Raw genomic sequence first — 19,463 nt, forward strand, 5'->3', positions numbered from 1 at the left:
TTATGCTAACGGGGTTTTTCTTTATAAGACATGTAATGATTTTTTACTCGACTTTATAAAAATGTATCTTTGCCAAAAATAATTTCAGTTTGGCAACAATCTTAAACATAGAAACAGCAACTAAAAATTGCTCGGTTAGTATAGCAAAAGATGGAGTAACCCTTGTTTTACAAGAGTTGAATGATGGTAATTATTCTCATGCTGAAAAACTACATCCATTTATTCAACAAGTGGTAGAGGAAGCTAAAATATCTTTCAATGATATTGATGCTGTAGCTGTAAGTAAAGGACCAGGTTCTTATACAGGTTTGCGTATCGGAGTTTCTGCTGCTAAAGGATTATGTTTTGCCTTTGATAAACCTTTAATTTCTATAGAAACATTGCACTCTTTAGCTCACAAAGCTACTGTAGATAATGGGGTAATTGTACCAATGTTAGATGCACGTCGTATGGAAGTTTATGCGGCTGTTTACGATAGTAATTATAATCAGTTAAGAGAAATTAAAGCTGAAGTTATTGATGAAAACTCTTTTCAAGAATATTTGCCAGAAGGAAAAGTATATTTTTTAGGAGATGGGGCAGAGAAGTGTAAAGAAGTTATAACACATGAAAATGCTGTTTTTATTGACAGTAAACATCCTTCAGCAAAAGAAATGGCACAATTAAGTTACGATAAGTACAAAAAAAACGACATCGAAGATGTCGCTTATTTTGAACCTTTTTATTTGAAAGATTTTGTGGTAACGCCCGAAAAAAAGCGTTAATTCTCTTTGTGAATTTCCACAGAGTGTGGATATGGAATTTCGATTCCAGCTTTGTCTAAGGCTATTTTAGTATTTTCGGTTACATCAAAGTAAACACCCCAGTAATCTTCTGTTTTACACCAAGGTCTTACAGCAAAATTTACTGAGCTATCTGCTAACTCTAATACATTAACAGTAGGAGCTGGGTCTTTTAATATTTTTGGGTGTGAAGTAAGAACATTCATCAACACTTCTTTGGTTTGTTTAATATCTGCGTCATAAGAAACTCCAAAAACTAAATCAACTCTACGAGTTCCTTCCGAAGAAAAATTAATAATATTTCCGTTTGATAAAGAACCGTTAGGAATAATTATTTCTCTGTTTGATAAACCAGTAAGTTTAGTAGTAAAAATTTCTATTTCTTTTACAACACCAGTTTCACCTTGAGCTTGTATTAAGTCGCCAACCTTAAATGGTTTAAAAAGCATAATTAAAACCCCACCAGCAAAATTACCTAAAGAACCTTGTAGCGCTAAACCAACAGCTAAACCAGCAGAAGCTAATATTGCTGCAAATGAAGTCGTTTCTACCCCAAGTTTTGCAATCACAGTAATTATTAAAAGGATTTTTAATGTCCAGTTTAATAAGTTGATTAAGAATTTTTGAAGTGTGATGTCAACTTCTCTTTTAATCATTACTTTTTTGGTGGTTCTAAGTAGTAGGCTAATAATATAAGAACCGACAATGTAAATAATAATAGCCATAATCGCTTTTGGGGCATAGGTGACTATTAACTCTTGAAATTTTTCTAAATACTTTTCCATTAGTTATGGTAAATTTTAGTGATTAATAATTGATTTTATTAGTAGTGGTTGGTTTTTATCTATAGAATTAAACTAGCTAACGCTAATAAAGCTGGGATAGACTGAATGGCAAAAATACGAGGTTTTTTTGTAAAAAAAGAACCATAAAGACCTGCAATAAATACACAGATTAGAAAAAATATAGCAACATCGTTTTTTTGTGAAATCATAGACCAGATTAAACCAGCTGCTAAAAAGCCATTATACAATCCTTGATTGGCGGCTAATACTTTAGTTTCTTCGGCAAATTGTTTAGATTTTAGTCCGAAGGTTTTTATGCCTTTAGGATGCGTCCATAAAAACATTTCAAGTATTACGATGTAAATATGAATCAATGAAACAAAAACTATTAAAGTGTATTGTATACCATTCATAATGTTATAAAATTAAATTTGCGGTTTCGAAAATAATTAATCAAAACCGCAAATGATAGTTAGTACATGTTTTCGGTTATTTTACTTCAAAAGTAACCTTAAGATTTACTCTAAACTCTGTGACTTCATCATTATTTACAACCACACTTTGTGATTGCACAAAGGCAGACTTAATCCCTTTTACCGATTTTGAAGCTTGTTTAATCGCTTTTTTTGTAGCATCTTCCCAACTCTTTTCAGAGTTTGCTAAGATTTCAATAACTTTCATTACAGCCATAATTTCTCGTTTTTTTATAATTGTTATGTAAATATAAGGGTTTTGATCTTTTATTTTCCTTAAAATCAATCAATTATATTTTTAATGTTAAGTTAATGTTACGTAAATGTTTCAAATATGTAAAATTTTTGTATATTTGTGTTATCAGGTATTAACTTTAAAAGATTTAGATTATGAAAAAATTAGTATTAGCAGTATGCATGTTGTCGGTAGGATTGTTACAAGCTCAAGAAGTAGAGCCAAAATATGAAGTAACAGGAGAGTTAGTGAAAGTCACGTATTATTACGAAAATGGTGCTATTAAAGAACAAGGTTTTTTCAAAGATAAAAAGTTAGAAGGTACTTGGACGTCTTTTGATACAAAAGGTAACAAAGTGGCTATTGGTCATTATGAAGCTGGTAAAAAAGTAGGAAAATGGTTTATGTGGAAAGAAGACGGTTTAAAAGAAATCGACTTTAAAGACAATACTATTGCTAGTGTTCAAACTTGGAAAGAAGAAACCAAAATGGCAGTTAAGTAAGGTTGTTACTTGAATAAAAAATAAAAAACCGAGCAATTTGCTCGGTTTTTTATTTTCTTCCAAAATCGGCAGGAATTTCGCCCCATGCCTTGGTTTCCCATTTTAACAATGGATTTTTATAAGAATTTTCTTGTAGCCATTTTTCGGCACGTTTTATTAAATCTAATATCTCTTTGTTAGAGCTGTCAAAAACAATATTTGTTCTGCATTGTTTCTTTTTAACCCAACTCATGGCAATTTTTGAATCGGAATAAATAGGATAAGTATCCATTTTTTTACTTTTTAGTAAAGCAATTCCGTGAACCAAAGCCAAAAACTCACCAATATTGTTGGTTCCATTCTTAAAAGGCCCCATTCTAAAAATTTCTTTTTTACTGTGGGTAAGTACACCTCGGTATTCCATTATTCCAGGATTACCAGCACAAGCAGCATCAACCGAGATGCTTTCTAGAATAGGAGTTCCATATTTAGCTTTTTCTGTAGCAGATAAAGTAGGTTTTTTTGTGTCTTTCCCTTTGTACTCGTTATAGCTTTTACTCAACGCAAGTTCTGCCTCTTTTTTATCGGCAAAAGCCTTGTATTGAGCTCCTGTGAAACCATCAATTTGTTTTTTACAAGCATCCCAAGATGAAAAAACACCCGTTTTTTTCCCTTTCCAAACAACGTAGTATTTTTTCTTTTTACTCATTTTGTAAAATTACCTCTTCAATCACCTTCGGAAAATGCTCATATTCTAACTCGTGAACTTTTTGAGCAATCGTTTCTGGGGTATCTTCAGAAGAAACAGCCGTTTTAGCTTGGAAAATAATAGCACCTTCATCATAATTTTCATTCACATAATGGATGGTAATACCTGTTTCAGGTTCATTATTTTCTTTTACAGCCTTATGAACATGCATTCCATACATGCCTTTCCCACCATACTTTGGTAATAATGCAGGATGAATATTGATGATTTTATTAGGGAAAGCTTCAACAATTTTAGCAGGAATACGCCATAAAAAGCCTGCTAACACGATAAAATCGGCTTCTACATGCAAGAAATTCAAAACAGTGTCATCTTTTGTAAAACTTTCTCTATCAAAGAGCGATGCGTCTATTCCTAGTCTTTCGCAACGGTCAAAAACTTTGGCATGTTCATTGTTAGAGAGCACGTGAGTAACAATTGCAGTTTGAGTTGAATTGAAGTGTTTTATGATGTTTTCGGCGTTAGAACCCGATCCTGAAGCAAAAATTACGATGCGTTTCATGTTAAAAATCAGTTGTTTTGTTACTACAAAAAAAAGAATAATTATTAACAATGGTGGTATTTGTAGCAAAATATTCAGGTATTTTTTTTAATTTAGACATCACATTTTTGTGCAAAAGTTAGAATTAATAACTAAGATTTGTATTTTTGCCACGATTTTAAATTTTAAAACAAACAAATTATGTCAGACATTGCATCAAGAGTAAAAGCAATTATCGTAGACAAATTAGGAGTAGACGATAACGAAGTAACTAACGAAGCAAGCTTCACAAACGATTTAGGAGCAGATTCTTTAGATACAGTTGAGTTAATCATGGAATTCGAAAAAGAATTTGATATCCAAATTCCAGATGATCAAGCAGAAAACATTGGTACTGTAGGTCAAGCGATTAGCTATATTGAAGACGCAAAAAAATAAGATTATATGCAATTAAAACGAGTTGTAGTAACTGGACTTGGCGCATTAACGCCAATAGGAAACAATAAAGAAGAGTATTGGAATAGCTTAGTTAACGGAGTTAGCGGAGCAGCACCTATAACGTATTTTGATGCTGCCAAGTTCAAAACTCGTTTCGCATGTGAACTTAAAAACTTCGACGCGACTGAATTCATTAACAGAAAAGAAGCGCGTAAAATGGATAGGTTTACTCAATATGCAATGGTTGCCTCTGATGAAGCAATTGCTGATGCGAAGTTAAACTTAGACGAAGTAAACAAATTAAGAGTTGGTGTTATTTGGGGCGCTGGTATCGGAGGTTTAGAAACATTTCAAAACGAAGTGTTAAGCTATGCTGAAGGTGACGGCTCACCTCGATTTAACCCATTCTTTATTCCAAAGATGATTGCAGATATTGCTCCAGGAAATATTTCTATTAAAAATGGATTTATGGGGCCTAACTATACTACGGTATCTGCTTGTGCATCATCTGCAAATGCAATGATTGATGCATTAAATTACATTAGACTTGGTCATTGTGATGTAGTTGTAACAGGTGGTAGTGAAGCTGCAGTTACAATTGCTGGTATGGGAGGTTTTAATGCTATGCACGCTTTATCTACTAGAAATGAGAGTCCAGAAACAGCTTCAAGACCATTTGATGCTGAGCGTGACGGGTTTGTATTAGGTGAAGGAGCGGGAGCTATTATCTTAGAAGAATACGAACATGCCAAAGCTCGTGGAGCTAAAATTTATGCTGAAGTTATAGGTGGAGGGTTATCTTCGGATGCTTACCACATGACGGCACCACATCCTGATGGAATAGGTGTTATTGCTGTAATGAAGAACTGTCTTGAAAATGCTGGAATAAAACCAGAAGACGTAGATCATATCAACACTCACGGTACTTCTACCCCTTTAGGAGATGTTGCAGAGTTAAAAGCAATCTCTGAAGTTTTTGGAGATCATGCTAAAAACATTAATATCAACTCAACAAAGTCTATGACAGGACATTTGTTAGGTGCTGCTGGTGCAGTTGAAGCTATTGCTTCATTATTAGCCATGGAGCACGGTGTTGTTCCCCCAACAATTAATCACACTAACGTTGATGAAAACATCAACCCAGAGTTAAATTTAACGTTAAACAAAGCTCAAAAAAGAGAGATTAAAGTTGCAATGAGCAATACATTTGGTTTTGGTGGTCATAATGCCTGTATAGCCTTTAGAAAACTAGATTAATCTTTTATGAATTTTCTTCGTAGAATTGTCAAACCCCAAAATAAGGAGGACGAAAACTTCTACTACGAATTAAAAGAGTTACTTAATTTTAAACCAATTAAGTTATCGCTTTATAAAAAAGCGTTTACGCACAGATCTCTAAAGTTAGTTGACAGTAAAGGAAATCCAGTTAATTATGAACGTTTAGAGTTTTTGGGAGATGCTATTTTAGGAACGGTAATCGCTTCTTACCTATTTAAAAAAGTGCCCGATGGAGACGAAGGGTACTTAACACAAATGCGCTCTAAAATTGTTAGTAGAGAGCACTTGAATGATTTAGGTAAAGATTTGGACTTAATTAAATTTGTAAAAAGTAATATTTCCAAAGAACATGTTAGTAACAATATTCATGGAAATATTTTTGAAGCCCTCATCGGAGCTATTTATTTAGATAGAGGGTTCAATTATTGTCATCAGTTTATTTACGAACAAGTTATAATGCCTTATGTAGATATTGAAAGACTTGAAGGTAAAATATCAAGCTACAAAGGTTTTGTTATCGAATGGTGTCAAAAGCAGAAGAAAAAATACAAGTTTGAGTCTTATGAAGATTCTGGTAATCAGAATAAGAAGCATTTTAGCGTACGTGTAAGTATAGATGGTAATATTATAGCAAAAGGTAGGGCGACCTCTAAGAAAAAAGCAGAAGAAATAGCTGCTAAAAGAGTGTACTACGCTATGCAAAGCCAAATGTTAAATACTTAACACTTACTTAAAAACGTTTTCGAAAAATTTACACACTGTTTTAGATACATTCATTAATTTAGCAAAAAGCAAATAGTTGTTTTTATGCCAATTTATGAGGTAAATATTAATGATTTTTCTAACGACGATTACACGTTAATAGGCGTCCATACTACTTTGAATGACTATAGGTTAGCGTATTTGTTAAATAAACATTTACAAGTTAGCCTTCGTAGAGCAAATTACGATTTAGATTTTTTTCAAAAGAATATAGAATCTTCATATGTTGTATACGAGTATACAAACACAAAATTAGATCAAGATTGGTTTTTAATAGCCAACGTATTTAAATACACTCTTAAAGCAGAATCAATAAGTCTTTTTGGTCAAAGTGATTCAACTAGCTATTTGATTCCAGAAAAGAAAAAAGTTGATTTTTTTTTAAAGATAGAAGGAGAATTTGATTACGATTTTATAGTAAAACTAATAGTAAATATTAATCAAATTCCACAAATAATAACCTCTTATGAAATAGAGGTAAACTCATTAAAGTCGAAAGACTTTTTAATTTTTTAATAATATGCCACATAACAAGAAAACAAAAATTGTAGCAACATTAGGTCCAGCAACCAGTACTAAAGAAGTTTTAGCAGATATGGCTGCTGCAGGTGTTAATGTTTTTAGAATTAATTTTTCACACGCTGATTATGATGTAGTAAAAGAGCGTATTCGTCAAATACGTGAAATTAATGAAGAAAGAGGGTATAATGTAGCAATTTTAGCCGATTTGCAGGGTCCTAAGCTAAGAGTAGGGGTAATGGAGGAAGGAGTAGAGTTAAAGGCTGGAGACACCTTTATTTTTACTACAGAGAAATGTGAAGGAACTCAAGAAAAGGCTTTCATGACCTATCAACATTTTCCTAAAGATGTAAAAGTCGGAGAAAAGATCTTAGTTGATGATGGGAAGCTGTTATTTGAAGTAGTTGCAACAGACAAAGAGAAAGAAGTTGTAACTAAAGTTATAGTAGGAGGTCCTTTAAAATCAAAAAAAGGTGTAAACTTACCTAATACTAAAATATCATTACCTGCTTTAACTGAAAAAGATAAAAAAGATGTTGTTTTTGCATTAGAACAAGAGGTAGATTGGATTGCACTTTCTTTTGTGAGAACACCAGAAGATTTACGTATTCTTCGCGATTTAATTAAGCAGAAATCACGTTATAGAGTTCCTGTAATTGCTAAGATTGAAAAACCAGAAGCGGTTGAAAATATTGATGCTTTAATCCCTTATTGTGACGGATTAATGGTAGCTCGTGGTGATTTAGGGGTTGAAGTGCCAATGCAAGATGTACCTTTAATACAAAAAATGTTGGTTCGTAGAGCTAAACAAGCGAGAATTCCTGTAATTATTGCAACGCAAATGATGGAGACCATGATTGAAAATTCGGTACCAACTAGAGCAGAAGTAAATGATGTGGCCAATTCTATTATGGATGGGGCTGACGCAGTTATGCTATCAGGTGAAACATCGGTTGGTAAACATCCAGTAAGAGTTATTCAAAAAATGACTGAAATTATTGGTAGTGTAGAGTTTTCAGATTTGATTGAAGTTCCGCAAGAACCGCCACATATTCGCACAAAACGATTCATTACAAAATCGGTTTGTCATCATGCAGCACTAATGGCAGATGATATTAATGCAGCTGCAATCTCTACTTTAACGAATAGTGGATATACCGCTTTTCAAATTTCAGCTTGGAGACCTAAATCACACGTATTGGCATTTTCTTCTGAAAAGAGAATTTTAGGGAAATTGAATTTGTTGTGGGGAGTTAGAGCTTATTTTTATGATAGAGAGTTAAGTACTGATGACACAATTGAAGATATTAATGAAATTGCAAAGGAGAAAGGTTTTGTAAAATCAGGAGATTTTATAATAAATCTATCATCAATGCCTGTTGAAGCCAAAGGAATGGTAAATACCTTACGTGTTTCACATATTGACTAAATAAAGACAATAAAATATAGAAAAGCTCAACTTTAAAAGTTGAGCTTTTTTGTTTTATAGTTTAAGCTTTCGAGTACAAATAATAGCATCGTTTATCACAAAAGGCATGGGCATCATTACTTCACTTCTTGGTTTAATTGTAAACTTAGGATGTGATAGTAAATCATTAGATATTTCGTGTAATGTAATATCTGGTTCTACATTTTTATCAATAGAAAAAGAAATAGTTAAATTGCTATCAGTATTTGCCATTTGGTAAATAAGTAACGTTCCTTTATCAGTAGTAAAAGCTTTTCCAGAGTCGTATAAAGTACCGTTAATAGTTAGGTCAGTTAAGGTAATTTTAGAAGCTGTAAACAATTCATATTTAGCGATAGTTCTAGTAGGTGTAATAGTAAGAGAGATGTTTCTCTTCCCATTATAAATAGTGTCTTTATTGATATTGATGTTAGAAATAGCAATGTCTTTATTCTCTGTTTTTTTATAATAATTAAAAGAAGTATTGTACTTGCTATTTCCAGCAAGCAAATCTTTTCCTCCTTGAGGGGAATCTTCATCAAAAAACTGTTTAGTATATCCGTCTAGGGTTTTATTATGACTAGCCCAATACGAAGTATTAGTATCAGAATTCTGGATGAATACTAAGCTGTTAGGTTTTTTCTTTTCTATTGAAAATCCACTATTAAAAGTAGCTAAAACAAAAAATAATAAGGTTATAAAACCTGTAAGAGCTTGCCACCCATTTTTTAGTTTTTCTTGCTGAAAAATAGGAAGCATAAATCCGAAAAGAAGCACTAAAAGTACAGCAGAAATTAATAGCATTTTTAAACCTAAAGCAACAGGAAATAGTAGAACCATTGGGGCAACCATATAAATAGTTGGAATTGATAGAATAGCAAACAAAGTACCTCTAGACTCCCTTTTAATATTCATAAAAAGTAGAACTGCTAAAATAAATAATGAAGCATATACAGGAATAATTAAAAAACCAGCACCAGGAAGGTTTGTGTATATAAGGTAATTTACAACCAATCCAAAGGTAATAGGAGCAACCAATAAATCTGTTGTTTTGTGTTCTTTAAAGAACGAATAAGTTTTAAAAATTATCCAAAGGTTTAAGAATACAAAAGCGATGATGTATTGATGTCCGTTATAAGTAAATCCGTGTAATATATCGGTATACTGCGGATGAATAATTAATAGCAATTGCCATAAACCATACGATATTCCTATACACATTATTAATGAAATGATATATGGGATAAATCCTTTTAACATTCCAACAGTAGTGATTTTTTTTCTTGAAATTCCTACAAAAACCAACGCAATAAAAATAACTAGGGCAATAATTAACATAGGTAAAACCCAAGAAAAAGGATAGGTTAAAAGTTTTGTAAAAGGAAAGTTGACATAAATATAGTCGGTGTCACTGTTTAAATTAGTTAAGTCAGCATCTGCAAAATAGTTTAATGTACTAGTTAAGTAATCTGCTTGATGCAATAAGGTTTCTCTGTTTAATCGTTCGTAAGAGTCTTGTTCGGTATGATAATCAAAATGATCATCAATAAAAGCAAAATTAAATCCGTTGACATTCCCTTTTTCTCTAAAAACCGTTAAATCGGTATCGTTAGGTAGTTTTTTGTATACTCCATACATCAAAGAATTGGCGGCAGGATAGTTTGGATTCGCTTTCAGAAATTCAGTAAGTAATATTTTATTTTTTCCGTTAGTTTCCATCAGCATATAACTAGATCCACCACTACCACGTGCTTCAAAATTTAAAACCAAACCAACATCTTTTGCCCAAGGGTGGTTTTCAACAAAGGCTTGCGCTCCTAGTAACCCTACTTCTTCTGCATCCGAAAAAAGTATGATAATATCGTTTTTGGGCGTTTTATTTGCTGCTAAGTAAGCTCTAACACCTTCTAAAATAGTTACCACACCAGAACCCGCGTCACTAGCTCCAAGTGAAGAATGTGGATTGGAATCGTAATGTGATAATAGTAGCAAAGCTTTGTTACTGTCACTTCCCTTAATTCTAGCAAGAATATTTTCTGCAGTTGTAGCAGCTCTCCATTTTTTATTAATCGCTGTTTGATATTGAACTTCGGGTGTTAATCCTATTTTTTTTAATTCTTGTACAAGATATTCTTGTACAATTTTATGTTCCTCTGTACCGGTATGATGTGGTTTTTGAGAAATGTTTTTTAGATGATATAACGCGTTGTCTACAGAAAAATCAGCGGTTTTTATTTCTTTTTTACTAGATGATACACTAGGTATCATATCACTAAAGCTCCAATAAACTGTTAAAATAATAATGATTACAGCTAGGTAATTTCTTGATGTTTTCATAGTTTAATTTTATCCCTTATAAAAATAGGGAATTTATTTTTTAACACACGTAATTTTAAATGGTTAAAAATCAGTATATTTAAGTCTATTCTAAAACTAATTATTATGGGAATTATCAATTTTCAAGGTAAACGAAATAATCCGCCAGAAAAAGAGAAGGAGCCAATTTTAGTGTCAGATTATATGACAAAAAAGCTTATTACGTTTAAGGAAGATCAAACTATTGAAGAGGCTATTAATATTTTAATTAATAATAAAATATCTGGAGGCCCAGTTGTAAATGATAATAATGAGTTGGTAGGTATTATTTCAGAAGGTGATTGTATAAAGCAAATTTCAGATAGCAGATATTATAATTTACCGATAGAGAATAGTACTGTTGGAAGAGCGATGGTGAAAGAGGTTGAAACGATAGATGGTACTACGAACATATTAGATGCAGCCAATAAATTTTTACAATCTCGTAGAAGACGTTTTCCTATCGTTCAAAACGGTAAGCTAGTTGGGCAAATCAGTCAAAAAGATGTGTTAATAGCTGCCATGAAACTTAAAGGAAATACTTGGAAGTAGTTACTCTTGTCTAACTAATAAATAGAATTCATTTTCCAGTTCTAAATATCCTTGGTCGTACACATAATAATAGGTGTTTCCTGTTTTTGTGGTGTATAAAGATGTGATAAATTTAAAGTCGAAACCCCTATCAAATAGTTTACGACGTGTTACTTTTGTTTTGCCAGAAACATTTAGTTCGGAAAGAATTTTATAGTTTTTTCGTAAGCGGTTGTTGGTATTTCTGATAAGGTTTTTACTATCCTTGTTTACCTTGTTATTGTAGGCATTTCTACAGTAATCGGAACAGAATTTTTTATCAATTCGTCCGATTACCTTTTCACCACACTCTAAACACTTTTTATTTTCCATAATCTGATTTTTTTAATTCATACCAGTTAACATCTACACCTTTATAATCAAATTTATTTACAAATTGTAAACCTATTTTTTGTAGAATTTTGTTAGAACCAATATTTTCTACATCGGCAGCACCGTAAATAATATCATAATTCATTTCTTTAAAACCGAAGTCTAAACAAGCAAAAGCAGATTCAGAAGCATACCCTTTACCCCAAAAACGAGGAATGAAACGATAACCGATATCAATAAAATCAGTAAATCCGTTTAATTCTTCTTTTTCTCCTGTATTGAGTTTCAATCCTGACCATCCAATGAATTCTCCTGATTCTTTTTCAAAAGCAGCAAACCTGCCAATATCTCTTTCTTTGTATTGCTCTTCAAAAAATGTGATAATATCTTCTGCTTGTTTGTAGGTTGTGATTGGATTGTTTCCTAAATATTTATGCACTTCAGCGTTTGAGTCTAACTCAAAAATTCCTTCTGTTTCACTTTCTCTAAATTCTCTTAAAATTAAGCGCTCGGTTTCTAAATAAAATTTCATCTTCTAACTGTTTGATTTCAAATATATTAAAAATATTTAAACGATTACATTCAATTACAAACGAAAACAAATGATTACTAACCGTTTTTAATTTGTACGATGTTTCATCTTTGCAGTGTCAATTCGTTTGAATGACAGAGTCTTAACTGTTTAACATTAAAAACAAATATTATGAACGCACTAAAAAACAGAGTACAGTTAATTGGAAACTTAGGAACTACACCAGAAATTATCACATTAGAAAGTGGTAAAAAGCTAGCAAAATTTGCTATTGCAACTAATGAAACGTATAAAAACGCACGTGGTGAAAAGATTACTGATACGCAATGGCATAACGTGGTTGCTTGGAACAAAACAGCTGAAATTATTGAGAAGTACTTAGAAAAAGGAAAAGAAGTAATGATTGAAGGTAAATTAACCTCTCGTTCTTTTGAAGACAAAGATGGGAATAAGCGTTATGTAACTGAAGTAGTTTGTAATGAACTATTGATGTTAGGGAAATAGTGCTTTAAGAGGCTGTCAAATGATAGCCTTTATTTTTTACATTTCTTACATGTCTGTTAAAATCTTGTTTCTTAAAAAACTTGTTGTTGATATATTTTTTATTCTAATTAAGTTTTAACTTGTTTTTTTATAACTCCAAACCGCCAAACCGTTCATTATTATGGCATAGACCAGTGTTTTTATGGCCAATGGAAAAATATTGGTAAACCCAGAACCTTTAAGCATGACCATTCGTATGATTTCCACAAAGTATTTGATAGGATTAAATTCCGTAAGTAGTTGCGCCCATTTTGGCATACTTTCAATGGGGGTGAATAAACCACTCATCAATATAAATATGACCATAAAAAACCAAGCAATAAACATAGCCTGCTGTTGTGTGTCCGTGAAGTTTGAGATGAACAATCCCATTCCCAAAATCACTAATATATAAACTGAAGTATAGGCATAAAGCAGTCCCAAATTTCCTAGCATGGGTGTATTAAAAATAACTTTGGCGAGTAGTAAGCCTATGGTTAACAGTCCCATTCCCAAAACCCAAAAAGGGAATAGTTTTCCAATTATAAAATGATGCTTTTTTATGGGCGTTACATTGATTTGTTCCAAGGTACCTATTTCTTTTTCTCTCACAATGTTCATTCCCGAAAGAAACAGCGTAATCATGGTAACAAGCAAAACCAAAATCCCGGGTACCATGAATGTTTTGTAGTTCAAGGTTTGGTTGTACCAAAATAGAGGAATGCTGTCAATACTGTTCGGTTTTTGTACCGTATCTGAAATCTGTATTAATTCTGTTGCAATGTACTTGTTGTAATTCTGAATGATTTGTGTTATGTAGACATTAATAACGCCTGCTGCCGCACCATCAATGGCATCGATAAACACGCCTATGGCATTTGTTTTGTCTTTTTGTAAATCCCCTTCAAAGTGCACAGGTATGTTTAAGTAGGCGTCTATTTTACCTTCTTGCATAGCTTGCGAAGCTTCTTTTTCAGAAGAAAATCTTTCTGAAACATTGAAATACGATGAAGCTTCAAATTGCGTTATCAATCCTCTTGAGGTGCTGCTATTATCGGCATCAACATATCCAAATTGAATGTTTTTTATTTCGTAGGTTGCCGCATTGGATAAAATGACCAATTGCAGTACTGGTAAAATAAATATAATGGGCAGCATGCCTTTGTTTCTAAAGATTTGCTTAAACTCCTTTCGAATGATATACAGTATAATGTTCATCTTACTCCAACCTGATTTTATATTTTTTTACACTTATGCCTATGAATAGCAAGGTCATTAGAACAAGGATTGCGGTTTCTTTAAAAATATAGCCAATGCTAACACCCTTTAGCATGATGCCTTTTACGATAATGATAAACCATTTTGCGGGTATGATATTGCTGATAACTTGAAGCGGTAAGGGCATGCTGCTGATGGGAAAAATGAACCCGGAAAGTAATATGGTGGGCAGCATTAAACCCATTAGGGAAATCATCATGGCCGCTTGCTGTGTTGCCGATATGGTTGAAATTAAAATACCCAATGCCAATGAGGTGATGATAAACAGCACGCTTTCAATACCTAGTAAGAACAGGCTACCATTAACAGGCACATTAAAGACGAAAATGCTCAACAACACAATAACTAGCGCATTGATAATGGATAGGAAAATGTACGGAAACACTTTGCCAATAATTACCTGAAACGGTTTTAATGGGGACACCAATAAAATTTCCATAGTGCCCTGTTCTTTTTCCCGGGTGATGGAAATGGACGTCATCATCGCGGATACCAACATCAAGATAACCGTCATCACGCCTGGAACAAACATATAAACGCTCTTCAATTCGGCGTTATATACCATCCTGCTTTGCGGAACAATTTGGTAATCTATGGTGCTATTTTTGTTTAATTCCTGCTGATATTTTTTAAGTATTGACGAAATATAATTACTGATGGTGCTTGCCATATTAGGGTCGGTAGCATCGGTAAGTACCTGTACATTGGCCTGTTTTTCTTTAATGAGATTATTCCCAAAGTTATTTTCAAATTGAACTACAGCTTTTACTTTTCCTTTTTTGAATATGGATTCTATGGACGATTCTTGCTGAATAATATCTACAATACTAAAGTGTTTTGAAGAGGCTATTTTATTTATTATTTCTTTAGAGGTAACATCATTGGCTTGGTCTAAAATGGCAATATTTACATTGTTGATTTCATTGGTAATGGCAAAACCAAACAGTAATATTTGGGCAATGGGCATTCCGAACAAAATAAACAGGGAACGTTTATCTCGGAAAATGTGATAAAATTCTTTTCGTACAAAGCCTACAAATCGTTTCATCCTCTGGCCAGTTTTAAAAACACATCGTTCATGGTGTCTGTTTTATAATGCTCTTTTAGTTTTTTTGGGGTATCAAGCGCTTCAATTTTACCATTGACCATTATAGAAACACGGTCGCAGTATTCGGCTTCGTCCATATAATGGGTCGTTACAAAAATGGTCGTTCCGTTGTGGGCGGCTTTGTATATCATTTCCCAAAACTGGCGTCGGGTAATAGGGTCAACGCCACCTGTGGGCTCATCTAAAAAAACAATTTTGGGTTCGTGCAAAAGGGACACTGAAAAGGCCAACTTTTGCTTCCATCCTAAGGGTAATGAAGCCACAAGGCTGTTGGTGACTTCTTGAAGCCCTAATTCTTCAACCAGTTCGCAGCGCTTTAGGTCTATTTGCTTTTTGGATAGTCCATAGATGCCACCAAAAAAAGTGATGTTCTCTTTTACGGTCAAATCATCATACAAAGCAAATTTTTGACTCATGTAACCAATATTCTTTTTAATGGACTCGGCTTCTTTATACACATCAAAACCAGCAACGGTTGCCTTTCCCGATGTAGGCGATGAAATACCAATAAGCATTTTCATGGCTGTCGTTTTGCCAGCACCATTAGCTCCTAAAAAACCAAATATTTCACCTGCCTTAACCTGAAAACTGATGTTGTTTACCGCAGCAAAATCACCAAACAATTTGGATAAATTTTCAACTTCTATGACGTTTTTGTTTTTCATAATTTATTTTGTCGCCTTGAGCACAATCAAAATATTTTTTGGTTCTCGACTGCGCTCGAACGGACAGTTATTTGGCTAATTCCATAAAAGTATCTTCTATGGTAGGCTGGGTTTCTTCTATGTGAATATCCGTAAGCCCTTGTGATTCCAAATAGGCTTTTAAACTTTCCTTATCCATAGAGTCCCGCTTGTCTGTATAGTGTACAAATTCACCAAAAGGAAAAATACTGTAGGTATGTTCATACTTTGTTAAACTCTCGATAAGACTGTACATATTGTCAGCATTGATATTGTATAAAGGTTTAGGGAAATGGCTTACAATAGCGTTTGGCGTGTCAATTTCCAGGATTTTACCATCTTGAATTAACGCAATGCGGTCGCATAGGGCGGCTTCGTCCATATAAGGTGTCGAAACCAAAATGGTGATACCTTTTTCTTGCAACCGCTTTAGCATTTCCCAAAACTCTTTTCTGGATACAGGATCCACACCGGTTGTAGGTTCATCCAAGAACAATACTTTGGGTTTGTGTATCAATGCACAGCTCAACGCTAATTTTTGCTTCATACCACCAGACAATTTGCCTGCCCTACGATTTTTAAAAGGTTCTATTTGTACATAAATATCTTTTACCAAATCGTAGTTTTCTTCAATGGTTGTTCCAAAAATGGTGGCGAAAAAATTTAGGTTTTCCTCTACGGTCAAATCTTGATACAATGAGAATCGCCCAGGCATGTAGCCAACACTGTTTCTAATGGACTTGTAATCATTAAGCACGTCATAACCTGCTACGGTAGCTTGTCCTTTATCAGCTATCAACAAGGTGGTTAGGATACGAAACAAGGTGGTTTTACCGGCACCATCAGGCCCAATGAGCCCAAAAAGCTCACCGGGCTTTACATCAAAAGAAATAGCCGATAAGGCAGTTACCTTGCCATAGGATTTTGATATGTTGGATACGGTAATGCCCATGTTTACTCGAAATATTCGTCGTAGGCATTTACATTTTGCTCAATGCTCTTATAAATGCGTTGTGCTTCATTCAATGTTTTAGCCTCTTCTAAAGCATCAATTTTTTCAATTAAAGGAAGTAGCCATACGTGAAGATTATCGTGTGAAGGTCCTTTCATGGAACACTCCTTGATGACATAGTTTTTCTCTTTATTCAAGGCATTGACAATCTCGTGATAGTCTTTCAACTCTTTAGGATTACTCTGTGTTAAAATTGATTTCATATTTGCAACTCCTTCATTGGTTTCTGGGTTTGCTTCCCATCTAGCACCATTGTTCAGTTCTATGTTGTTCATCCAGTTATTATCAATTACAGCACTTTCAGAATGTTGTTCTGTGTGTTCAACTTTATTGGTTTCAGTTGTGCTGTTTTCTTTTGGCTGGTCTTTACAACTTGCAATAAGTAGTGCTGCTGCAAATAGCATGAGTGTTGTTCTTTTCATAAGTTTTAGATTTAAATAGTTATTGATTTTTATTTGATTTTAACCACATTTCGGCAGGCATTCCTATTTTTAAACTACCATCGTTTTTTACCTGAACCTTTACTGCATAAACCAAGGCAACGCGTTCTTCTTTGGTCTGGATGATTTTTGGGGTAAACTCCGCTTCCGAAGCTATCCAACTGATGATGCCCTCATAGGTTTTCATTGCCTCTTGGTCATCGATTTTGACGGAAACGCTTTCGCCTATCGTTATCTTGGCCAATTGGGTTTCACTTACGTAAACACGCAATTCCATTGTTGATAAATCGGCAATTTTATAGAGTGGTTTTCCAAAAGCTACAATCTCGTTGGCTTCGACATATTTTGATAGCACCGTTCCGTTTATTGGATTAACGATTTTACTTTTTTGAATTTGGTCTTCTACTTGTTGTAGCTGCACATCAAGCGTTTTCAGTTCGTTTACCACAGGTGCATTTTGGATTTCAACGCTTCGTATTTGGTTTTTGATTATGTCTATTTCACCTTGCACGTCATCCAGTTGTTTTTGAGTTCCGGCATTGTCTCTAATTAGGTTCTCGACTCGAGTTCTGTTGATATTGGCGGATTTCAGTCTGGCCTGTAATACATCAATTTGTGACAAGACGCCTTTGGATTTGGAATTAATGACCTCTTTTTGAACCAAAAGCTGCTCTTTTTTGAGATACAAAGGAATGGTGTCTATATAACCGATTAATTGATTGTGCTCTACAACAGTGCCTTCGTCAATAGTAAAAGCCACTAGTTTTCCTGTGTTTTCTGCGGAAATGGTTATTTCGGTAGCTTCAAAATTACCGTAGCCATCTGCTTTATCACCATTACTGTTACATGCGGTTAGCAAAACTGCAATAGTTAGTACAATTAGTATTTTTATTCTTGTTGTTTTCATCGTTCTTCTATTTAGGATCTCCTTTAAGGATGTTGTAATTGGCTTTGGCCAGTTCCAATTGGGTTTTATGTTGGTTGAACACATTTTCTGTTTCGTGCAATTTGGTATGTTCTGTAACATATTCATAGGTTGTAATAACACCATTCTTTAATTGGGATTCTGAAGTAGCCACAACTTCCTGTTGCAAAACCATAAGCTGTTGGTCTATCTCAATGGTGTTTTCAAGGGTTTCAATTTCTTTAAGCTGTTCATTTAAAGCGGTGTTTGTGTTCAGTTTAAAAACTTCTTCTTGATTGTCTATCAATTCTTTTGAATAGTCCAGTGCTTGCCGTTGCTTTTTATTGCCGTTCCAGTCGAACACATTCCAGTTTAACTTTAAACCAACTATGTAATATGAGGTAAAGTCGTTTTCCAGCATATTCAAGCCTGGGTTGCCATAACCGCCTGTTGCAAAACCATTGAGTTCAGGAATCAATGATTTTGATAGTAGGTTTTGTTGATGTTCAATCTCTTGTTTTTGCAAGCTGTACAAACCTAATTCGGGTCTGTTCAATTCAGAACTTTCGTTCATTGAGACCAAAGGTTTTTGGAATTCTGTTTCAGCTGAAATGGAAATTCCAATTAATGCAGATAAAGAGGCTATCAATTTTGATTTATTGTTGACGGCTTCTTGTTTTTGCTGTAAGATTTTAAGCAATTCGGCTTCAATAACTTTATCTGAAGTTGGTAACAGCACGCCGTTTTCTATTCCAGACTTCACTTCCTTTAGTTTACTTTGTAACTGTTGTTCCCTTACATTCAATAGTGCCGTTTGGTCATCAATCAGAAGAATTGAAAAATACAGTTGGTTAACATGTTGTTTCAACTGGTACAGATTGACTTCAACTTCCTGTTTTTTTCTATCGGTTGCAATATTCTGAAGCCCTTGTGTTGCCTTGATTTTTCCGCCATTAAAAATCAACTGGTTGGCCGTAAGGGTAGCACGGTATTGGTCGTTGTTCAAAGGTTCGATACCCGTGTTTGGAAAAGGCACTTCCGTAACGTCACTTTGATAGGTGGCTTGGGCATTCAGGTTAAATTGCGGTAGCGTTTTGGCTGTAATAGCCGAAAGTTCTGCTTCTTTTTGACTATCTAAAATAGCACGCTGTTTAACAAGTGGATAATTTGTATTTAAACCTTCATAACACTCTTGTAAACTCATTGTGCTTTGGCTGTAGCCAAAACATGTTGTTAACAGAACTAATGCATATATAAATATAGTTTTCATAGAGA

The 19,463-nt window shown here is 33.9% G+C and carries 24 protein-coding genes; 9 read left to right on the forward strand and 15 right to left on the reverse strand.

Features of this window, described 5'->3' with window-relative positions; all coding sequences use genetic code 11:
• Positions 1–89 precede the first annotated feature (89 nt).
• Entirely contained in the window at positions 90–764 is a 675-nt protein-coding gene (gene tsaB, locus ACR9ES_RS09630; protein ID WP_435254059.1) for a tRNA (adenosine(37)-N6)-threonylcarbamoyltransferase complex dimerization subunit type 1 TsaB, read from the forward strand.
• On the opposite strand, the gene ACR9ES_RS09635 is transcribed toward tsaB, so the two are convergent.
• The 3 genes from ACR9ES_RS09635 to ACR9ES_RS09645 all read right to left on the reverse strand — a co-directional run bounded on the left by ACR9ES_RS09635 (position 761) and on the right by ACR9ES_RS09645 (position 2,257).
• A complete protein-coding gene (locus ACR9ES_RS09635) occupies positions 761–1,567 on the reverse strand; it encodes a mechanosensitive ion channel family protein (protein ID WP_435254060.1) in 807 nt (268 codons plus the stop codon). The two genes, tsaB and ACR9ES_RS09635, sit on opposite strands and share 4 nt — an antisense overlap.
• A 59-nt stretch (positions 1,568–1,626) precedes the next feature.
• Positions 1,627–1,980: a DUF1304 domain-containing protein gene (locus ACR9ES_RS09640; protein WP_435254061.1), complete on the reverse strand. Its 354-nt coding sequence runs from the start codon at positions 1,978–1,980 to the stop codon at positions 1,627–1,629.
• A 76-nt stretch (positions 1,981–2,056) separates the two neighbouring features.
• Positions 2,057–2,257 (reverse strand): dodecin family protein, encoded by a 201-nt coding sequence (locus ACR9ES_RS09645; protein ID WP_274634773.1) that lies wholly within the window; start codon positions 2,255–2,257, stop codon positions 2,057–2,059.
• Between the two features lie 173 nt (positions 2,258–2,430).
• On the opposite strand from ACR9ES_RS09645, the gene ACR9ES_RS09650 reads away from it, so the two are divergent.
• Positions 2,431–2,778: a toxin-antitoxin system YwqK family antitoxin gene (locus tag ACR9ES_RS09650; protein ID WP_274634774.1), complete on the forward strand. Its 348-nt coding sequence runs from the start codon at positions 2,431–2,433 to the stop codon at positions 2,776–2,778.
• A 49-nt stretch (positions 2,779–2,827) separates the two neighbouring features.
• Here the strand turns inward: ACR9ES_RS09650 and ACR9ES_RS09655 are convergent, their stop codons facing one another.
• Both ACR9ES_RS09655 and ACR9ES_RS09660 read right to left on the reverse strand, forming a co-directional pair.
• The gene (locus ACR9ES_RS09655; RefSeq protein ID WP_274634775.1) at positions 2,828–3,466 is read right to left on the reverse strand and encodes a ribonuclease H family protein; all 639 of its coding nucleotides are present in this window, start codon (positions 3,464–3,466) and stop codon (positions 2,828–2,830) included.
• Positions 3,459–4,028, reverse strand: a complete 570-nt coding sequence (locus ACR9ES_RS09660; RefSeq protein ID WP_435254062.1) for a phosphoribosylglycinamide formyltransferase — start codon at positions 4,026–4,028, stop codon at positions 3,459–3,461. Before ACR9ES_RS09660 ends, ACR9ES_RS09655 begins: the two co-directional genes overlap by 8 nt.
• A gap of 180 nt (positions 4,029–4,208) precedes the next feature.
• On the opposite strand from ACR9ES_RS09660, the gene ACR9ES_RS09665 reads away from it, so the two are divergent.
• From ACR9ES_RS09665 to pyk, 5 genes are all read left to right on the forward strand, one after another.
• Positions 4,209–4,445: an acyl carrier protein gene (locus ACR9ES_RS09665; RefSeq protein WP_028891431.1), complete on the forward strand. Its 237-nt coding sequence runs from the start codon at positions 4,209–4,211 to the stop codon at positions 4,443–4,445.
• Positions 4,446–4,451: 6 nt separating this feature from the next.
• On the forward strand, positions 4,452–5,702 hold the full coding sequence (fabF, locus tag ACR9ES_RS09670) for a beta-ketoacyl-ACP synthase II (protein ID WP_435254063.1): 1,251 nt from the start codon (positions 4,452–4,454) through the stop codon (positions 5,700–5,702).
• A gap of 6 nt (positions 5,703–5,708) precedes the next feature.
• On the forward strand, positions 5,709–6,446 hold the full coding sequence (gene rnc / locus ACR9ES_RS09675; protein ID WP_274634777.1) for a ribonuclease III: 738 nt from the start codon (positions 5,709–5,711) through the stop codon (positions 6,444–6,446).
• An 84-nt stretch (positions 6,447–6,530) separates the two neighbouring features.
• Entirely contained in the window at positions 6,531–7,001 is a 471-nt protein-coding gene (locus ACR9ES_RS09680; RefSeq protein ID WP_435254064.1) for an IPExxxVDY family protein, read from the forward strand.
• 4 nt (positions 7,002–7,005) lie between these two features.
• Positions 7,006–8,433, forward strand: a complete 1,428-nt coding sequence (gene pyk / locus ACR9ES_RS09685; RefSeq protein WP_298997094.1) for a pyruvate kinase — start codon at positions 7,006–7,008, stop codon at positions 8,431–8,433.
• 54 nt (positions 8,434–8,487) lie between these two features.
• Here the strand turns inward: pyk and ACR9ES_RS09690 are convergent, their stop codons facing one another.
• Positions 8,488–10,788, reverse strand: coding sequence for a M20/M25/M40 family metallo-hydrolase (locus ACR9ES_RS09690; RefSeq protein WP_435254065.1), 2,301 nt, complete (start codon positions 10,786–10,788; stop codon positions 8,488–8,490).
• Positions 10,789–10,893: 105 nt separating this feature from the next.
• On the opposite strand from ACR9ES_RS09690, the gene ACR9ES_RS09695 reads away from it, so the two are divergent.
• Positions 10,894–11,358, forward strand: a complete 465-nt coding sequence (locus ACR9ES_RS09695; protein WP_435254066.1) for a CBS domain-containing protein — start codon at positions 10,894–10,896, stop codon at positions 11,356–11,358.
• Here ACR9ES_RS09695 and ACR9ES_RS09700 read toward each other — a convergent pair whose 3' ends face one another.
• Positions 11,359–11,709 carry a hypothetical protein gene (locus ACR9ES_RS09700; protein ID WP_274635347.1) on the reverse strand — a complete coding sequence of 117 codons (351 nt, stop codon included), beginning with the start codon at positions 11,707–11,709 and terminating at the stop codon, positions 11,359–11,361.
• Positions 11,699–12,241 carry a GNAT family N-acetyltransferase gene (locus ACR9ES_RS09705; protein WP_435254067.1) on the reverse strand — a complete coding sequence of 181 codons (543 nt, stop codon included), beginning with the start codon at positions 12,239–12,241 and terminating at the stop codon, positions 11,699–11,701. Before ACR9ES_RS09705 ends, ACR9ES_RS09700 begins: the two co-directional genes overlap by 11 nt.
• A gap of 171 nt (positions 12,242–12,412) precedes the next feature.
• Between ACR9ES_RS09705 and ACR9ES_RS09710 the strand changes: the two genes are divergently transcribed.
• Entirely contained in the window at positions 12,413–12,745 is a 333-nt protein-coding gene (locus ACR9ES_RS09710) for a single-stranded DNA-binding protein (protein ID WP_435254068.1), read from the forward strand.
• A gap of 114 nt (positions 12,746–12,859) precedes the next feature.
• On the opposite strand, the gene ACR9ES_RS09715 is transcribed toward ACR9ES_RS09710, so the two are convergent.
• The 7 genes from ACR9ES_RS09715 to ACR9ES_RS09745 all read right to left on the reverse strand — a co-directional run bounded on the left by ACR9ES_RS09715 (position 12,860) and on the right by ACR9ES_RS09745 (position 19,458).
• Positions 12,860–13,921 (reverse strand): ABC transporter permease, encoded by a 1,062-nt coding sequence (locus ACR9ES_RS09715; protein WP_435254069.1) that lies wholly within the window; start codon positions 13,919–13,921, stop codon positions 12,860–12,862.
• 61 nt (positions 13,922–13,982) lie between these two features.
• The gene (locus ACR9ES_RS09720; protein WP_435254070.1) at positions 13,983–15,089 is read right to left on the reverse strand and encodes an ABC transporter permease; all 1,107 of its coding nucleotides are present in this window, start codon (positions 15,087–15,089) and stop codon (positions 13,983–13,985) included.
• Complete coding sequence (locus ACR9ES_RS09725; protein ID WP_298997054.1) at positions 15,086–15,814, reverse strand: ABC transporter ATP-binding protein; 729 nt, start codon at positions 15,812–15,814, stop codon at positions 15,086–15,088. The genes ACR9ES_RS09720 and ACR9ES_RS09725 overlap by 4 nt, the downstream gene beginning before the upstream one ends.
• A 67-nt stretch (positions 15,815–15,881) precedes the next feature.
• Positions 15,882–16,784, reverse strand: coding sequence for an ABC transporter ATP-binding protein (locus ACR9ES_RS09730; RefSeq protein WP_435254071.1), 903 nt, complete (start codon positions 16,782–16,784; stop codon positions 15,882–15,884).
• A gap of 2 nt (positions 16,785–16,786) precedes the next feature.
• Complete coding sequence (locus ACR9ES_RS09735; RefSeq protein ID WP_435254072.1) at positions 16,787–17,266, reverse strand: hypothetical protein; 480 nt, start codon at positions 17,264–17,266, stop codon at positions 16,787–16,789.
• Positions 17,267–17,285: 19 nt separating this feature from the next.
• On the reverse strand, positions 17,286–18,191 hold the full coding sequence (locus tag ACR9ES_RS09740) for an HlyD family secretion protein (protein ID WP_435254073.1): 906 nt from the start codon (positions 18,189–18,191) through the stop codon (positions 17,286–17,288).
• 7 nt (positions 18,192–18,198) lie between these two features.
• Positions 18,199–19,458, reverse strand: a complete 1,260-nt coding sequence (locus tag ACR9ES_RS09745; protein WP_435254074.1) for a TolC family protein — start codon at positions 19,456–19,458, stop codon at positions 18,199–18,201.
• Positions 19,459–19,463: the final 5 nt, after the last annotated feature.

Origin of the sequence: Tenacibaculum sp. A30, assembly GCF_051200845.1 — a bacterium.
In the GTDB taxonomy this organism is placed as follows: domain Bacteria; phylum Bacteroidota; class Bacteroidia; order Flavobacteriales; family Flavobacteriaceae; genus Polaribacter.